8 protein-coding genes and 1 riboswitch are annotated in these 19363 nt (G+C 45.1%); all 8 genes read left to right on the forward strand.

What is annotated here, in order from left to right:
• The first annotated feature begins 22 nt into the window (after window positions 1-22).
• The 8 genes from ACESZH_RS17800 (at window position 23) to ACESZH_RS17835 (ending at window position 19354) form a co-directional block, all read left to right on the forward strand.
• The gene (locus ACESZH_RS17800) at window positions 23-1378 is read left to right on the forward strand and encodes a DUF4430 domain-containing protein (RefSeq protein WP_373215757.1); all 1356 of its coding nucleotides are present in this window, start codon (window positions 23-25) and stop codon (window positions 1376-1378) included.
• On the forward strand, window positions 1378-6960 hold the full coding sequence (locus ACESZH_RS17805) for a cadherin-like beta sandwich domain-containing protein (protein ID WP_373215754.1): 5583 nt from the start codon (window positions 1378-1380) through the stop codon (window positions 6958-6960). The genes ACESZH_RS17800 and ACESZH_RS17805 overlap by 1 nt, the downstream gene beginning before the upstream one ends.
• 18 nt (window positions 6961-6978) lie before the next feature.
• Window positions 6979-9276 (forward strand): hypothetical protein, encoded by a 2298-nt coding sequence (locus ACESZH_RS17810; RefSeq protein ID WP_373215752.1) that lies wholly within the window; start codon window positions 6979-6981, stop codon window positions 9274-9276.
• A 149-nt stretch (window positions 9277-9425) separates the two neighbouring features.
• Window positions 9426-9614: riboswitch (cobalamin riboswitch) on the forward strand.
• A gap of 52 nt (window positions 9615-9666) precedes the next feature.
• The gene (locus ACESZH_RS17815; RefSeq protein WP_373215749.1) at window positions 9667-14544 is read left to right on the forward strand and encodes an Ig-like domain-containing protein; all 4878 of its coding nucleotides are present in this window, start codon (window positions 9667-9669) and stop codon (window positions 14542-14544) included.
• 340 nt (window positions 14545-14884) lie between these two features.
• Entirely contained in the window at window positions 14885-15526 is a 642-nt protein-coding gene (locus tag ACESZH_RS17820; RefSeq protein WP_373215746.1) for a DUF4430 domain-containing protein, read from the forward strand.
• Window positions 15523-16416: an energy-coupling factor transporter transmembrane component T gene (locus ACESZH_RS17825; RefSeq protein ID WP_373215745.1), complete on the forward strand. Its 894-nt coding sequence runs from the start codon at window positions 15523-15525 to the stop codon at window positions 16414-16416. The genes ACESZH_RS17820 and ACESZH_RS17825 overlap by 4 nt, the downstream gene beginning before the upstream one ends.
• The gene (locus ACESZH_RS17830; RefSeq protein ID WP_373215744.1) at window positions 16389-18062 is read left to right on the forward strand and encodes an ABC transporter ATP-binding protein; all 1674 of its coding nucleotides are present in this window, start codon (window positions 16389-16391) and stop codon (window positions 18060-18062) included. Before ACESZH_RS17825 ends, ACESZH_RS17830 begins: the two co-directional genes overlap by 28 nt.
• The gene (locus tag ACESZH_RS17835; RefSeq protein ID WP_373215743.1) at window positions 18023-19354 is read left to right on the forward strand and encodes an ECF transporter S component; all 1332 of its coding nucleotides are present in this window, start codon (window positions 18023-18025) and stop codon (window positions 19352-19354) included. The genes ACESZH_RS17830 and ACESZH_RS17835 overlap by 40 nt, the downstream gene beginning before the upstream one ends.
• Window positions 19355-19363 lie beyond the last annotated feature (9 nt).

A 19363-nucleotide genomic window follows, 5' to 3' on the forward strand; every position in this document is an offset into this window, starting at 1 on the left:
CGGTCAGGAAAGGAGGAGGCAGATGAAAAAACCTTGGAAAAACAGAATATTTTTTTACATCATATGCGTAGTCTGCTTTCTTTTTCTTACTGGAAATTTCGTATACGGACTGAGCAGCCAGAAGGAAGAAATACCGGAGAATCCTATACAGGGAGTCAGCGCAGAAAGTTCCATGGTAGGATATCTGGGAAAAGGGTATTCTTTTGGAGATATGGAGCCGGAGCAGCAGAGTGAAGGAAATAATCAGGAGGATTTTACGCCTGAGATACTTGAGGAAGAACCGGAAATTCCTGAGGAGCCGGAAATTCCCGAGGAAGAGATACCGGATATTCCCGAGGAGCCGGAAGTGCCGGAGGAAACTCAAGAGGAGGATCAGGAGGAGGCAGATCAGGAATTTGTTGATCAGGATAACAATGAAGCAGAGGGCGGAGAATCCGGTGATAATGGAAACCAGGGAGATGAGCCTGAAAACGTAGAAGTGCCTGTAGAAAATAATTATGAAGATGAGGGCGTGGATACGGAAATACCGCCTGAAGAGGATAATTCCGATGACGACAGCAACCAGGCAGGCGCGGAAATTCCTGAGGAGCAGGTTGAAGATCCGAATGAGGGTAAATACCCGGAAATAGCTTCTGATCTGGTAGATGGAGAGACAGTAAACGACACTTACCGCGCTTTTTTCGTGCAGGCAGTGGATTATATGGGACAGATCATTCCGTCCTCCAGTCTGGAGGTTTACGGAAACGGAGAAAGGCTTTATTCTGTCTCTGACAGAGATAATATGACAGGCTATCGTTTAAGCCTTGTGGAAAATGAGAACTATATATCCATTAAGGCTACAGACAGTGAGGGCAGAAGCACAACGGTAGAGTATCTGATATACCGGGGTGAGGAAGGAGAGCCTGTTGTTGAGGGAAGTATACGCTTTAGTCTGGAGGCTGGCACTCTGGGGCTTGGATATTTGATCGGACCTGAGGATGTAAAATTTTACCAGGGGGAGCAATTATCCTATGTAATAGCCCGGGCAATTAAGAATGCGGGATATGAATTTAATTTTGACGGAAGCTTGGACAGCGGATTTTATCTGAAGTCCATCGTGGGTGGAGGGATCACGCAGGGATATTCGATTCCGGAAGATCTTCTGGTACATTTGGAGGAAGTGAATTGTCCGATAGAGGATTTTTACTGGGATTCACTGGGAGAATTTGATTTTACGAAAAATTCAGGATGGCTTTATTTTGTCAACGGAGAGTATATGAACAGTGGTATTTCCACCTATTTTCCTGCGGATGGGGATGAGGTGAGAATCCGTTTTTCACTTTATGCGGGAGCTGATGTGGGAGGCGGAATGAATGGAGTTACATGGGGGGATTGGTGATGAGGAAAAGAATTTTAGCGGGAATTCTTTCTGCAGTCATGATTTTAGGAAGCGTTCCTGTGGGAGTATATGGAACTGAGACAGAGGTAGATGTCAGTTCGGAAAAGGATATTGGGACAGCCGTGGTTTCTGAAAGTAATGAGGAGGCTTCGGCAGAAGCGGTGCCGGAGGCTGCATCAGCAGAGGCTTCGGACACAACGTCATCGGAAGAACCGGGGTCAGCGCCTGCAGAGGAATCAGAAGAACCGCCAGCGGAGACGCCAGGAGAGACGCCAGCAGAGACGCCGGGAGAACCGCCGGAAGGAACGCCAGCGGAAACGCCGGGAGAGACGCCAGCGGAAACCCCGGGAGAACCGCCAGCGGAAACCCCAGGTGGAACGCCAGCGGAAACGCCGGGAGAGACGCCAGCGGAAACCTCAGGTGGAACCCCAGGAGAGACACCGGGGGGAACGCCAGCGGAAACGCCGGGAGAGACGCCAGAAGGAACCCCTACGGAAGAACCGGGGGTTACGCCGACAGGGGTACCGGAGGTAACGCCTACCGGGATACCGGAAGTGTCTCCGGTTCCCGGAGAGGAAAAAGCGGGATTTACGCTGCAATCGCTGAAGGCTGTTTACGAAGGAAAAGAATTCCTCTTATTCGACAGAAATAATCCGCCGGAAGGTGAGGAAAATACAGAAAAGAAGAACTTTGATCTGACGCTTCCAGATGGCTGTCAGGGAAAGAATCTGGAAATTACGGTTATTCCCATCCAGATAAGACCAGGGGAAATGATTGAGGAACAGGAAACTGAGGAGACAGAGGATTCCCTGGAAAAATATACAATAACCGTAAACAGCATAAAGACAGAGCCGGACAAGGCTTATATCCATACCCTGACGGGAAAGGAAGAAATCATAACGATCGTCCTTGCCAGTGAAGACGGAACCATAGAAGAATATAACATAGCAGTTCACCCGGAAGAAAAAAAAGACGGAGAATATCTGAATAATCTTTCCGTATATTCCAGCGCCAATGGAAATGCGGAAGGAACTCTTCAGAAGCTGGAGCGTCATGAAGAACTGGATGAGGAGTTCGGAGGAAAGGTTTACGTCACAGAATACAGCTCTGTGTCCATGTCCTCCAGCTTTTATGTGTCAGCGGATCTGTCTGAGAATGCGCCGGAGGATTCCAGGCTTATTTTGAGTGCCTATACACGGGATGGTGAAAAAGTCACCAATGAAATGGAAAAAGACAGCTATGACAGATCCATCCGTTATAAGCTTCCGGGAACCGTGTTTTCAGGAGGAGCAGCCGGTGGACAGCGGGCTGTGTATACTTTAACAGCGGGAAATGACAGTGATCAGCAATTATACAGGATCCTGGTTTACCGCACCCTGGATCTGGCAAGTATCGGCTGTTATCTTCCGGACGATGAGGATATGGCAAAAACCCTCCTGGATAAAAAATATGACCGTACTGTAAGGGAATATTCTGTTTCCGTACCGGAAAATGTAAATTCCGTAAAGCTTGTTATCAGGCCATATTCCCAGATGTGGTATAACCTGAAAATAAACGGGGCCTTGTATGAGTCAAGTGATCCGGCGGAAATTCCTCTGGATGGAGAAAAAACAGATATCGTATTGTCCATGGAGCAGGAGGGAACCTATCAGGATCCGGAATATGCGGGAAAAACATACATAACTTCCAGTGAGTATCATATCATTGTAAACAGACTTTCCAGTGCATCCGCAGATTTCCAGGTGATCCCGGAAAATGGAGTGGTAAGCCTGTACGATTCCAGAGGAGAGAGGATAACTTCATCCCTGGAGCAGCCGTTTCATTTTAGCCAGATCATGGTAGGAGAAACTTATACCTATAATGTTTCCTGCCACGGATATATTTCCCAGCAGGGAAGCTTTATTGCAGAGCAGGAAAACAATATCAGGATCGAGCTTGTTCCCATTGATTCCAAACAGGAGGAATTGACGGACAATGAGTGGTGGAATTACAGAAACAACGAGGAGAACAACGGTGTCACAACTGTAAACACACCCAATAAAAAAGAGGAGACGATACAAAAATGGGCTGTCCAGATGGGCGGGGAATGGAATTCTTCTTCAACACCGCCTCTGATCCTTGGAGGAAATCTTTATACAGCAGCGGGAAAATTTATTTATAAGCTTGATAAGGAAACAGGGGAAATACTGGCTGTCAGCGATGAACTGGCAGGAAGTCTGGTCTTTGCACTGAATTGTCTTACATATGCAGAAGGAATGCTGTTTGCACAGATCGGCGACGGCCAGATACAGGCGGTAAGCGCCACCACCCTGAAATCACTGTGGGTCAGCGAGCCGATAGGCGGACAGACGCTTTCGCCTGTTACCTATAAGGATGGATATATATATACAGGAACCTGGAATTCGGAAACGTCAGCTGGCGCGTATTATTGCCTTTCCGTTACTGACGAGGATCCTTCAAGAGGGGACGAGATCAAGCGCTGTACCTGGAAGTACAGCCATAAGGGAGGATTCTACTGGGCAGGCGCGTATGCCACGGAAAAATATGTGGTTTTTGGTTCTGACGACGGTTCTACGGAGGGAGAGTATACGGACAGCTCCATCATCTATTCCGTATCTGCAAGATCCGGAATTATGATCGATAAGATCACGGGGCTGAAAGGAGATATCAGAACCTCTGTTGTATATGAAAACGGATATATTTATTTTGCCACAAAAGGCGGATATTTGTACAGGATCAGAATGGGGGAGGATGGAAGCTTTCAGGATATAGCGTCCTATAATCTGGGCGGAATGGCAACCGCTTCTCCGGTTATCTATAAAGGGAGGATTTATGTAGGCGTCTGCGGACCTGGCGGACAGTTCAGTGCGGACGGAGGCCATCATTTTGATGTATTGCAGGAAACGGAGGAGGGAATCTCTCTGGCATACTCTGTTCCCATTCCCGGTTATCCGCAGGCAGGTGCCCTCCTGTCAAATGCTTACGAAAACGAGGATTTTGACGGAGACGGCATTGCTGACGGAAGAGTGTATATTTATTTTACATACAATGCTTATCCGGGAGGAATCTACGTAATGGAAGACAGGCCGGGTCAGACAGAGGGAAAAGCAGAGCCTTTCTTTGAACCGGATACTCCTCAGCAGCAATACTGCATCAGCACCATTTGCGTGGATAAGGACGGTACCTTATATTATAAAAATGACTCCTGTTATCTGATGGCTGTAACGACGACCAGCGCCTATCTGGAAAGCCTGGAGGCTGCGGCTGATAAGGGGAAGATATCATGGAATAAAGGTTTCCGGAGCAACCTGTCAAAATATGTTCTGACTGTGGAGGATGGAGCGCAGAAGGTACATCTTTCTATGAAAATTCCGGAAGGAAGAATTGTAAAAGTAAACGGACAGAGCTGCACGGGAGAGTGCGATATAATCCTGGATGAAAAACAAAAGGCTTCCGTGGATATTCTTGTGACGGATGGAAATAAAGCGCGCACTTATTATCTGGAGGTTACAACAGCGGGAAAGGAAGCTTTACTTTCGAATCTGGTTGTAAGTTCAAGCAATATTTATTCTGATATTCAGGGATATCTGAGCCTGAATCCGGAATTTTCACAGGAAAATCTGTCTTACGTCACAGCGGAATATACAGGGGACAGAAGCTTTCTTAATATCTTTGCTAAAACTACGGATGCCAGTGCGCAGATAAAAGTAAATGAAGTGAAAGGTGTAGAAAAAGTATCTGTTTACGAGGATTCCACAGGCAGTGAAGGGCACACCCGTATTGCTGTGTACTTTGCAGAAAAAGAGGCAGAGGCGGTAGTGGATATAGCGGTAAATTCCGGTGATGGATCAAAGCAGACAGTTTACCGTGTTTGCTTAAACAGAACGGATACTTATGCGCCAATACTTACGGATATAAAGGGAGTACGAATTGACAATACCCATGGACAGGTGATTTTTAACTCTAATGAAGATGGCTGTTATTATTATGCAGCAGTAAGAGAAGGAGAAACACCATCGTTTAATTTTAATGCTGCAGGCCAGCCTATGAAAGAAGGAGAAAACAAAATCAGCCTGGACATTCCTTCTGATGAGAAAAGGGAAATCTATATCATAGGAGCAGATAATTTCGGAAACAGAATGGAAACTCCTGCTAAAGCGGAAATTTATCCTTACCTCCAAATTCAGGTGATGATCCAGGCGACACCTGCCGAAGCACAGGTAAAAGTTGAGGATGAGAGAGGAAATGGCATACTGTCGGAGAATGGATATTATGTTTTGCTGAAAGGTAATAAATACAAGGTTACCATTTCCTGTGAAGGATATGTAACCAGGACAGAAACCATTCAGGCGGAGGAGAAAACTACACTTTATCAGTATGATCTGGTAAGCAGCCGGAATTCGGACGCAGACCTGAAAGCGTTGTACGTCAGCAGCTCATCAAAATACGGAAGCGGAATCCTTAAGCTGTCTCCTGAATTTTCGAAGGACGGGACAAACTATTCCGCCACTTATGATACGGAGAGAAGCAGCCTGAATGTATGGCCGGCAGCTGCTGATGAAAAGGCTTCTGTTAAGGTGTATGCGCTGGGAGGGATCAGTGCGGAGCATGTACAGAAGGATGAGACAATTAAGGGGATTGACGACGGGAAAGGAAGGATGTACTGGCCTGTTTATTTTGCAAAAGGGCAGTTTGAGGCAAGAGTCAGAATCTGTGTAACTGCTGAGGACGGCACGGTCAAAAATACCTTTCTTGCACTTTATCTTACTGACACAAAAGCACCTGTCCTGAAAAAAGTAAGTGCAAGCCGTATTTCCACAGAAAAGGCTTCCATTGTGTTTAAGTCAGATGAAAAGGGAGCTTATTACTATAAAGTGACTGAAGCAGGAGCAAGCGTACCGGAGTTGGAGCTTTCAGGCAGAGGCGTGGATATTATGGAGGGAACAACGATCATTTCACTGGATAAGCTTACGGCTGGAGAAAAGGACATTCATATTGCTGTCAGAGACAGCGCGGGAAATGTCAGCGAGATTCTGTCCATTCGCATACCGGATATCAAAAAAGTAATAAATGGACAGGGAAACGGAATCAGCGGTACCGGAAGCGGCGGACAAAGCTCCGCAGGTTTGAATACATCCCCGAATCTTGTGGTCAAGAAGGGCGAAGGATCTGTATCCAATGTGAAGAAGGTAAGCTCAAACCAGACAAAGCACGAAACGGAAAATAAGAACAGCAAATCTGTCAAAGAAAAGGATTCCGATAAAAAAGCGAAGGAAGATGAAAAGGTAAAAAAAGCTTCAAAGAAAAAATCAAAAGAAGAATTAAAGGAAGAATCCGGCGAGGGAATCCAGGGAAGCAGCAGTGACGGAGTGAACAGTGATTCAATAGAGAAGATGATAAAGGAAATATCTCCCGCTGCTGTAGGGGAAAGGCTTGCAGATACCTGGAATCAGTGGACATGGCACACAAAGCTGGCCGTGCTGGGAGCAATCCTGGGACTTGCTTATGTACTGTTCTGGTGGAGAGCCAGACGGTATCACATAAAAAAGGTAACGATACGTCTAAGCAAAGCAAATGGATAAAAGGAGGAATAATGTATTATGGGAAAGAAATGGAAATGGCTGACAGGGCTTCTGGCAGCATCCTTGATCTGTCTGTTTATGGGTGCATATACAGTCAGCGCTTTTACAGGAGTAAAATATCCTTATGAGGAGTCGGATCAGGAAAAGGTAAAGGTAACGGTTACGATCTCAAGTGACGGAGTTCCTATTTTGGGAAAGGATGGAACGCCTATGTCACATTTGGATCTGGAGGTTCCCTATTTTGACTTGGGAAAATATAATATGGAAGAGTTTTACCGGTATCGCACGGATTCGGAATGCAATTATATGTCCGGAGATGTTATAAAAAGACCCACTGTGCTTCATCTTTTTATCTATTTGATGGAGCGGTATTATCTGGGATTATCTGACAGCCAGTGCGGACAGGGTTTGAATGCTTCTGCGCTCTCTGCCCCAAGGTATGATGTGGTTTCAAATATGTTTGGAGAGGAAGCATATAGTACCATTGAGAATGATACGGCAAATGGAAGAAGCTTGTTAAAATACAGCGGAAAGCCGAAATCATTTTATATGACAAATTTCTGGGGACATGATGAGAATCTGAATTATTATGTGAACCATAAATATCCTGTGATGTGGACGGACTGGGGAGCCAGCGCGGATTATATCCTGCTGAAGGACGGGGATATTGTAGATCTGGCAATGTTTACGGACTGGGGCTTTTATAAGCACAGTGGTTTTGCTTTTTTCCAGGAAAATGAATACCAGATCACAGCAGGAAATATACTGCGGTTAAGATCCTATATTCAGGGCGGAAGCGTTGCAGATGAGACAGGAACGAGCTTTACAACACCAAACCCAGTAATGACCACAGAACTGGTGAATTATGTATATAATTCGAATTGGCAGCAGATAGGAACAGCGATCAATTACGATTCGGAAGGTTATATTTCCTGCAGCTTCAGCCAGCCGGGTACCTATTATGTGATGTCCTTTGAATCAGCAGCAGGCGGTACAAGTGCAAGCAAAGCACCTGGCGTTACAAAAATTGTGGTAACAGATGCAGGAGAAAGTAAGATCGAAAGTGTAACGGTCAGAGGACAAAATAATAAAGCAGATGTTATGTGCGGTTCTTCTCTTCAGATGGAGGCAGAGGTGCTGCCGGAGAGCGCAGCAGATAAGAGTGTAATCTGGAGTGTGGACAGTGATTACGCGGAAATAGACAAAAATACAGGTGTATTGAAGCCGATCGATTATGTGGACAGCGATAAGGATGTCGTGGTTACTGCTTTTTCCAAGGCAGACAATGCGGTGGAAGGCTCTGTGAAAATTACGGTTAAACCCAATCCGGCTGATGTGGAAAAGGTTAACAATGTAATAAGTCTTATAGAGGCTATCGGATCTTCCGTTGATGATGTCACCTTTACACCGGAATGCAAAGCAAGGATAGATGCTGCGGCGGCGGCTTGGACTGAGCTTCAGAGTGATGGGAAGCTGGCTGCGCAGGTGAGCAAAAATAAAGTGGACTTTTTGTCAAATGCTAAGGAGAGATACGCTCTGCTGGAAGCAACAGCGACACCGACACCGGAACCTACAAAAGAACCGACACCTACCCCCACAGAAATACCGACGCCGGAACCTACAAAAGAACCGACGCCGGAACCCACAAAGGTGCCCGAGCCGCAGCCAACAGAAGCACCTGCACCGCAACCGACAGCAGTGCCGACAATGGAGCCGACACCAATACCGACGGTAACTCCAGTACCTGCCCCCATCAGGCAGACAAAGGCATCTGCAAATAAGATAGCGATCAAATGGACAAAGGATAAAAATGCTTCAGCAGGCTACCGTATTTATATAAAAGGCGGAGCTTTTAAGTCATTTAAGAAAGTCACGGACGTTTCAAAGAGTAAGACGTCTTACACGATCAGTAAAGTATCAGGAAAGGCTCTTGCTGTGGGACAGAGTTATTCCATAAAGGTAGTATCTCTGCGGAAAAAAGGCAGCAAGAAGGTGGAAGGAAATCAGCAGGTTTTAAAGACTGCGTCAACTCTGCCTGCACAGCCTGTCTTTACTTCGGCAAAGAAAGCAAAAGCTGGGGTTATAAGCCTGAAATGGAAGAAAGCTGCCGGGGCTCAGGGCTTTGAAGTTCAAATGAGTACAAAGGAGAAGTCCAAATACAAAACCATTAAGTCTACGTCTGCCAAGACCAGAAGCCTTACGCAGAAAAATCTGAAAAAGGGACAGACATATTATTTCAGGATGCGAAGCTTTAAAAAGGTCGGAAGTACGGTATACTACAGCTCATGGTCAAAGAGTGTGAAAGCAAAAGCATAAAAAATAGCTGAGCCGTAGAGCGAAGCCATTTGCCGCGGTGCGATTTGCGGAGCAAATTGAGGCACGTTTCGGATAAAATCCGGGCCGTGCCTTTTTCCTGTTTTTTCCTTGACAGAAGAGAGCTATTATGGTAAAAATATACTATAAAAAACAAAATATTCAGGCATGTTCTGCTATTTTTAGCAGTTAATCAGGAAGTCGGTGAGAATCCGACACAGCTTTTCTCTACTGTATTAGGGACGAACGCAGCAAGATGCCACCGGAATATATCATTCCGGGAAGGCGCTGTCAGTAGGATGATCTTAAGTCAGGATATGAACATGTTTAAGAAGGCCCATAGAAAAGATGGGGTTTCTTTTTTGTGTTACAAAAAGAAAAGGAGGTAACTAAATGAAAAAGAAGTGGCTAAGCTATTTGTTATCACTTGCAATGGTCACCAGTACATTTTCTCCGGCCGCTGTCAATGCGGAGGATTGGTTTTCGGCAGAGGAAGTGCAGGAATCAATCGGAGAATATGAGCAAAGTCCGGTTGAAGAAAATTATTACACGGAGGATTCCTATGGTTTTGAGGGTGAGGATGTAGAACCATATGGAGAGGATGTGTGGGAGGAAGCTGGAGAAAGTGATTCCCAGAATTTCCTTGATTTTGCCGATGAAGAAATAACGGAATATGCTGTCACAGAAGAGGAGGGTGATGATACACCAGCCCAGGAGCTTCCGGAAGTATCCCGTACCGTATATTATTATGTTCCGGTTTCTGCTCCGGGCAGCACCAGTTACAAATATATTTATCCAAAAGATTATTTTGAAAATGGTTCCGAATATACCTATGATGAACCGATTGCCGTAAAGTCTGATTCTTCAAGATGGTTTAACGGACAGATCATAGCAGAAGTAACAAATACTTTTGAGACACAGAAATGGATCATCACTGCCAAGGATCAGGACGGCAATGCTGTGGAAAGCATCGCTCTTGAAATTGTTGGAGTTGCCTTAAAAGCATCTGTTACGAATTCCGATGATTTTTTTGTAAGTGAAAAAGGCAATGAGTTTACTTATGTATATGATGAAGCAGATACAGAGCTTGTAACGGCTCATGTCGATACAGAGGTTTATATTGGCGGCGAAAAGGTGGAAGAGCTTCCGGAAGGAATGGAACTGAAATGGTATTTAGGAAATACCACTAATCTTACCTCTGATGGACAGGGAAACATTACTCTCAATAAAGTGAATACAAATGCATATGTGTATCCCTTTGTTTCACTTAAGGAAGGCAATAACAATTATTGGGACGGAGCATATGCCAGTCTGAGATTTATTGTTTACCCAAGACGTATGCAGTTTTCTGAAAGTGTTTATACACTCTCCATGCCGGAGGATGGATATATTTCGGCTCCCACAAAGTTTTCTTGGGGAGACTCCATGTATTCCGGATCAGAGTGTACATTAAGTTGTCTGGATCCTGATATTGTGGATGTGAGTCTTTCCTATTCCACGATCAGTGTGACACCAAAGAAAACAGGAACTGCCCGTGTACTTGCACAGTGGAATACAGATCCGACAAATTGTACAATTTTCAAGATTCAGGTTCTTGGTGTCAGCGTTGCGGCAGCAGACGGTTCTGACAACAAATATATCTACCTCGATCCTGCTGATGAGACAGTTGTACCGCAGCTTCAGTTAAAAGCGCAGGGAACAAAAAGATCTGAAGCCTTTACCTGGAGCAGCAGTGATGAAACTGTTGCAACAGTTGACGAGACAGGACTTGTAACAGGCTTAAAGGAAGGTCCGGTTACCATTTATGCAGTCTCTTCTTTATCCACAGAGGAGCTGACCGTAAAGGGTGCTGTTCGTCTTGAGGTCATTGAAAATAAAAAACCATACTTAAGCGATATGTCCTTCTACAGTTCAAATATGTTTGAGGGATGGACAGGAAATAATTCCAATTTCCGTGCATCTCAGTATGACTATGACATTAAGATCAAGACAAACAATAATACATTATCTATTTTCAGGTTTACGCCATACTTTGATTCAGAGAAATTTAATGCTGTATTATCAACTCAGGAATACGGCGGGGCTTACATTGAAACAGTATTGGAAAACGGTGTGGAGGTAAACAAAGCCAATGCACTGGAACCAGGTTGGAATGCTATTTACATTGATGTGACGGACAAAGAGGATGAAACAAACACTGCAAGATATACCTTTAATATGTATCGTCCGTACACCACAACAAATACGATTACAAGAATGACGGTTCTGCCAAACGGACAGACAGCCCTTACATACCCGAAATATAAAAATGTTTCAGAGGGAACGATCTTCCAGTATACACCGGAAACAGATACATTGGGACGTTCTGGATTCTCAGGATCTGTTTATGACTATAAACTGTTTGTTTTTGGAGAGCGTACAGACACCATCGTATTTACCCCATATTTCGGAAATGCCTATGAGCATGTATATCTGAGAAAAGACGACGGGGAGATGCAGATCCAGACTCATAACTGGCCGAGCGCTGAGCAGGAGCTTAATGAGACTGGCGTGACGAAATTTACTTTTGAAGTTATGTCAGACCAGGCTTATGCAGATGCAAAGAAGCAGGCTGAGGAAGCCGGAACAGCATTTGAATTTACTCCGGAAAAAACCTATACCCTGTATGTGGAAAAGGTAAGCCCTCTTGGAATCGATGCCAAGATTCTCTCTGCTGAGCTTACCGGAGCTGAATTTTATGCACCGGGATTCAAATCAGATACTTATACCACAAGTGCCCTGGTGGACAGCGGTGCAGAAGAGTGCACCATGAAATTCACCGTTCCGGATGGAATTGAAGTATTTAACGGAACCATGACAGATGCAAACAGACTGGAAGGAACCCAGGAAGAAGGCAGCGAGGAAGGCATTCTGACTTATGAGATTACAGTCGAGGCAGCTTCTGTACGAAAAGCAGTTACGATCAACTTAAGAAAATGGAATGAAGATCAGACAGAGAGCGGCGCTTCTGCATATACCTTTACCTTTAACACCAGAGGACCAAAGGATGCCATTCCGGACAGCGTGGAGGGATATCTCTGTGTAGGAAGCCAGTACACAAATGCGGGCAGCTATGGACTTACACCGGAGCGTACCCTTATTAACGGCGGCAGTACCCTTTCTGTAGGAGGATTCGGCGGCTATATCACATGGAAATATGATACACCGATTGAAAACAGTGCAAACAATCCTTACGGTGTGGACTTCATTGTATACGGAAATCCATTTGCAGCCCAGCAGAGCGCAGCCGAACCGGGAAATGTTATGGTTTCTCAGGATGGCGTGAATTGGTATTACCTGGCAGGTTCTGTTCACTATGACGATGAGACAGACTGGGATTATTCCGTAACCTACACAAACGACGGCGGACAGTCCTCCTGGGTTGACAACAGAGGAAACAGCGGAACAAATTATAAGTATCCGGACATCAGCCTCTATCCGCTCCACAACTGGGAATCTGAAAACCAGGAGTCCGTTACCGTATCCGGTGTACGCCTGAACAATGATACAAAAGATCCATATGGAAGCGCTTCTGCAGCTTATCCTGATTTCGGATATGTGGATGTGAATGTAATCGGATCAAACAAAGGTATTGCAGCTAACCCATACAGCGGAACCCACGTTTCCTATGGTGACGCCTTCGACCTTGACTGGGCAGTAGACGGAAACGGAATGCCTGTTCATTTGGACAGCATCAGCTATATCCGTGTTTCTACAGCAAGCCATATTTATGCAGGCGCTATCGGAGAAAAATCTACAGAGGTAACAAATGTATACCGCGTATCAAATCCGTCTGATACAGCAGTGGGAACAACAGAAGCACCGACTTCCATCACTGTAAACGATATAGAAGTAAGCCTGGATTCTGAAGTGACAACAGTTGATTACACAGGGGAAGCTCTGAATGTAAAAGTATCTGTTCCGGAAGGAACCAACGTATACATCAACGGTGCATACGGTACAGAGCGCAGCTATGAAACAGCTCCGGCACACAGGATCATCCGTGTCATCACCCAGGAAGGCGAGAAAGAGCCGGATATCCGTTACATCCGCCTGCACCAGATCGTAGATGCAGATTCCGTTACAGTGGATGCGTCTGAGAAGACCATCAAGGAAGGTGAAAGCTTTACCCTTACTGCTGTAATGGCACCTGAGGATGCAGTTGATACAGTAAGCTGGGTAAGCTCTGATGAGTCTGTTGCAACTGTAGCAGACGGCGTTGTAACAGGTGTGAAGGCAGGCAAAGCTGTCATTACAGCACAGACAACCAGCGGAGCAACAGCAGAGTGTGCAGTTACGGTAGAGTGTATCCATTCAGGAAAAATCATTCTGATCACAGATACACCGGCAACCTGTACAAGTGAAGGAATTGCACATAGAGTTTGCACTTTATGTAAAGCGACAATAGAGGAAAATGTGGTACTTCCTAAGATCGCCCATAAGTGGAGTGAATGGAAGGTAACAAAGGAAGCAACCTACACAGAGGCAGGCGAGAAGGAAAGAAGCTGCAGTGTTTGCGGTGAAAAGGCAACAGCGGTAATCTTAAAGCTTAACAGAAATGATATTTCCAATGCAGCGGTTACCGGAATCAGCGATATGGTTTATACAGGCAAAGAGCTTGTTCAGTCCGCATTGTCCGTACAGACAGCAGACGGAAAAGTCCTGACCAACGGAACAGATTATACGGTAGAGTACAGCAGCAATGTAAATATCGGAACAGCAACTGTGGTTATCACAGGTAAAGGCGCATATGAGGGAACGATCCGTAAGACTTTCAATATCATTGTAAAGGTTGGCGGTTTATACACAGTAGGAACCCTGAAATATAAGATTACCAATGCCTGCACCAACGGTAAAGGAACCGTTGCCGTAGTCGGAACAACAAAGACCAAAGCGAAATTAACTTCCTTAACCGTAGACAGCACTGTGATTATCGGAAGCAAGTCCTTTATGATTACTTCTATCGCAGATAAGGCTTTCAGAAATTATACAAAACTGAAAGCAGTATCTCTTGGATTGAATATCAAAGCAATTGGAAAACAGGCATTTTCAGGCTGCAAGAACCTGAAGACCATCCTTATGACATCCAAGAAGCTGAAAACAGTAGGAAAGAATGCAATCAAGAGTATCAATGCAAAAGCTGTAATCGATGTAACCGATTCTAAAGTAAAATCTTATAAGAAGATATTCAAGAGCAGTACAGGATTCAAGAGTACAATGACCGTGAAGTAAAAACAGTTGGGGCGCTGCAGATAAGCAGCGCCCTACGTGATTTTAGCAGCCATGATTCCATCTATTTGCTTGACAAAAATGGATAGGGCTATTAGAATAATTTTATTGAGGCTGAATTAATTGAATATTTATATATGGTTGTTGCCGGAGATATCCAGACAGCATTAAAATGGAATCTGATAAGTAAGAGAAAAAGGTTCAGATATCATGCCGTATGGATTCAGTATATTTTGGGATGAGAAATATTTTCCTAAAGCAGATCTATTTGAATATGGGATTATAAGTATGCAGTTCTTTCATTTCCGATAATGAGAGAGCTGTTTTTTTGGAGCAGAAGACTATGAAAAAAGTTAAGACAATTTTTTTTGGAGCAGTCATTTTAATCCTTTGCACAGGCGGATGGATGATAGGATGCGCCGGACAAAAGCTGGACGGACAGGCAGCAGCGGGGTCCGGCGGACAGGAGTATACAGCCGAGGGAAGCGGCGGAAAAGACAAATATCAAACAGATCCTGTGCCGGAGGGAAAGCAGAAGCCTGTAGAGCCGGAAGACGTGGAGATAGATGAGAGTAAGGCAGAAACCTGTTATTTCAGCATTTCCTGCGAAACGATCCTGAACAGTATGGACGATCTGAAGTCAGGAAAAGAAGCGGTTGTTCCTGAAAACGGAGTGATATTTGAAAGAAGCGAAGTTACCTTTTACGAGGGTGAATCTGTATTTGACATACTTCAGAGAGAGACAAGGGAAAACAAGATCCATATGGAATATACGTTTACTCCGGGCTTTAACAGCAATTATATAGAAGGGATCGGCAATCTGTACGAGTTAGACTGCGGGCCAAATTCCGGCTGGATGTATTGTGTCAACGACTGGTATCCTAACTACGGCTGCAGCCGCTATCAGGTACAGCCGGGGGATGAGATCGAATGGAACTATACCTGCGACGGAGGCAGGGATCTGGGGGATGAGATTTACCAATGAAAAAGGATAATTTCGGTTCGTTCCACCCGGTTATCAATTTCCTGTATTTTTTAATGGTACTGGGTGTTTCCATGTTTATGATGAATCCCATATTTCTTGCCATATCTCTGGCAGGCGGGCTTCTCTATTATATTTACCTGAAAGGAAAAACAGTAGTAAAAACCACATTTTACTTTGTGATTCCTGTGTTCCTGATTTCGGCAATCGTGAACCCTCTGTTTAATCACCAGGGGGTTACCCTGCTGTTTTATTTCAGCACGGGAAATCCGGTGACACTGGAATCTATTATTTACGGAATGGCTGCGGGTCTGATGCTTGTGACGGTCATCAACTGGTTTTCCTGCTATCAGGTGGTGATGACCTCTGATAAGTTTATTTATTTGTTTGGAAAAATCATTCCCGCTATGTCTCTTGTATTTTCCATGGTACTGCGGTTTGTGCCGAAATTTAAAAACCAGATAAAAAAGGTTTCCGATGCCCAGAAATGTATCGGCAGGGATGTGACCAACGGAAATATTCTGCAGCGTGCGGGACACGGAATGAAGATCCTGTCCATTATGACCACATGGGCGCTGGAAAATTCTGTGGAAACTGCGGATTCTATGAAGTCAAGAGGATATGGACTGAGAGGAAGAACAAATTTTTCTATTTATCGTTTTGATTCCAGGGACAGGATACTGCTGGGTGTACTGGCAGTGACAGGTGCAGTGGTTTTCTGGGGAATTATTGCAGAAAAAGTGTCGTTTCTGTATTATCCCATGATAACAATGGCGCCCTTAACACCTGGGGCTGTCTTCTGCTATGTCTGCTATGGAATTCTCTGTTTTCTGCCTTTTTTAATAGATATTTGGGAGGAAATTAAATGGCATTATTTGAGATCAAGGATCTGACATTTACATATCCGGACGGAAAAAGTCCTGCCCTTTCCCATGTGGATTTTTCCATTGACCAGGGAGAGTTTGTGGTGATGTGCGGCAAATCAGGATGCGGAAAAACAACGCTGATGCGGCATTTTAAATCTGCCTTAAGTCCATATGGGAAAAGAGAGGGACATATTTATTTTGAAGGAAAGGATATTTCCAGCGTATCTGTGCGCCAGCAGTCCAGCCAGATCGGTTATGTGCTGCAAAATCCCGACAACCAGATCGTGACGGACAAGGTTTGGCATGAGCTTGCATTTGGCCTGGAAAATCTGGGATACGACCAGCAGACCATAAGGCTCCGTGTAGCGGAGATGGCAAGCTATTTCGGCATCCAGAACTGGTTTTCAAAAAATGTGGAAGAGTTATCCGGCGGGCAGAAGCAGATATTGAATCTGGCGGCAGTTATGACTATGCAGCCAAAGGTCCTGGTTCTGGATGAGCCTACCTCACAGCTTGACCCCATTGCAGCCAGTGATTTTCTGGCAACCATACGAAAGATCAATACGGATCTGGGAACTACCATCATCATAACCGAACACCGCCTGGAAGAGGTATTTCCCATGGCGGACAAAGTCCTGGTGCTGGAAAACGGAAAGAAGCTTTTGTACGATGAACCAAGAAAGGTAGGTCCGGCTCTGGCGGACAATGATATGTTTCTGGCTATGCCGAGCTCCGTGCAAATTTATAACGGCACAGAAAAAATGGGAACATGCCCCTTGAATGTCCGCGAGGGGAGAAACTGGATATTAGAGAATAAAGAGGCTTTTTATCAGAAAACAGATGCCGGGAAAGGGCGAAAAGAAAGCGGTATCCAAAAAGAAAAAAAGGATACAGTCATTGAGGCAAAAGAAGTATGGTTCCGGTATGAAAAAGACTCTCCTGATGTGGTAAAGGATCTGTCCTTCCGGGTATCTGCCGGGGAGCTGTTCTGTATTCTGGGCGGAAATGGTACCGGGAAAAGTACGACCCTGTCACTGCTGTCCGGCATCAGAAAACCCTACCGGGGAAAAATTTTTATAGAGGGAAAGAATATACATAAAATAAGCGATAAAGAAAAGTTCGATCATTTTATCGGAGTGCTTCCACAGAATCCTCAAAGTCTGTTTGTGGCGGACAGCGTGCAGGGGGAGCTGGATGATATGAAAGCCTCCGGGGAAAAGGTTGAGCAGATCATAGACGAGACAGAAATCCGTCATCTACTGAATGCCCACCCCTATGATCTGAGCGGCGGGGAGCAGCAGAGAGCGGCGATGGCAAAGGTGCTCCTTCTGGAACCAAGAATTCTCCTTCTGGATGAGCCGACAAAAGGACTGGACGGTTTTTATAAACAGAAGCTGGCGCGGATCTTTGAAAGACTGAAAAAAAGAGGGGTGACCATTCTCATGGTATCCCATGATATTGAATTCTGTGCGTCTTATGGGGATACCTGCGCCATGTTTTTTGACGGAGGTATTGTTACCAGTCAGAAGGCGAAACAGTTTTTTATTGGAAACAGCTATTATACAACAGCGGTTAACCGGATGGTGCGCCAGGTGCTTCCCGATGCCGTGACAGTAAAGGATGTGATCGAAGCATGGAAAAAGGACAGGGAACGGGCAGAGATACAAGGGTAATGATACCTGTATTCTGCTGTATTTATATGGCAATTGCCCTGATCTTTCTCCCGTGGTTTTCTGTCCCGGTGCTGAAATACGACGGCTTTCCAAAAACATATACATTGTGGAATGTGAAAGAATGTGTGGATAATATCAACGCATGTGTATCCAGCGGTGGAAGATGGCAGATGGAAACCATAACCTCGGAGGAAACAGACAAGATTCTCAGCTTTATGTCCGTGATGAAAATATGTGCTGTGATCCTTGTGGTACTGCTATGTGCCGGGGCAGTATTTGCCTACTGGAAAAGAAAGAAAAGCGTCCCGCTCCTGAAAATTATATTTGGATTGTCCATTTTATTTTGTGCTGCAGCCTGTTTCGGAGGTTTTTGGGGAAACAGCCTGATAAACGGAAAGATGGGAAGAGAAGAAAATTTTTTCAATTACACGGTGAACAGCTTTCTGCAGCTTACATCCTATGTGTATGCGGCAATGTTTTTGTCAATTCTCATGATTTTTTCAGTAAACATGCTGCTGGATACGGAAAAAGAGGATATGCCCGCCGTATATATGGACAGGACGGTAAAAGAGGACCGAAAAATCGGAAAACGGACAAAGGTTTCGGTTTTGATCATTTTGGTGGGGATTCCTCTTGTTATTTTCTTTGGAATCTTCTTTCTCAATGACAGAAGCAGCGTTTTTATAGGGATGTGTATTAATATACTGGCGATGCTGCCTTTCCTTATGGTGTTTGAGGACAGAAATCCTCAGGCGAGGGAGATACTGCTGATCGCGGTCATGGCCGCCATTGCAGTGGTAGGGCGTGTGGCGTTTTTTATGCTGCCGCAGTTTAAACCAGTATCGGCAATTGTGATCATTACGGGAGTCAGCCTGGGACCTGAAGCGGGATTTCTGACAGGGACCATGGCAGGCTTTGTGTCAAATTTCTTTTTCGGGCAGGGACCATGGACGGCGTGGCAGATGTTTTCATTTGGAATCACAGGGTTTCTCGCAGGAGTGCTTTTTAGGCGAAGGAAAAAAGATTCCTGGGATGGACATCGTCGTTTTTGGCTGTGCGCTTACGGAGGTGCGGCTACCTTTGGGATTTACGGATTGATCGTGGATTGTGCTTCTATGCTGAATTTTACCGGCGGTTTTAGCTGGGCTTCGTTTCTGGCTATATTGGCAAGCGGGCTGCCCTTTAATCTTGTACATGGCCTTTCCACAGTGATATTTCTTTACTTCCTGGCCGATCCCATGTGCCGGAAGCTTGAAAGAATTAAGAAAAAATATGGGATTTTGGAGAGATAGCTGGAGACG

The sequence above is a fragment of the Ruminococcus sp. 5_1_39BFAA genome (genome assembly GCF_964240875.1).
Classification (GTDB): Bacteria; Bacillota; Clostridia; order Lachnospirales; family Lachnospiraceae; genus Blautia_A.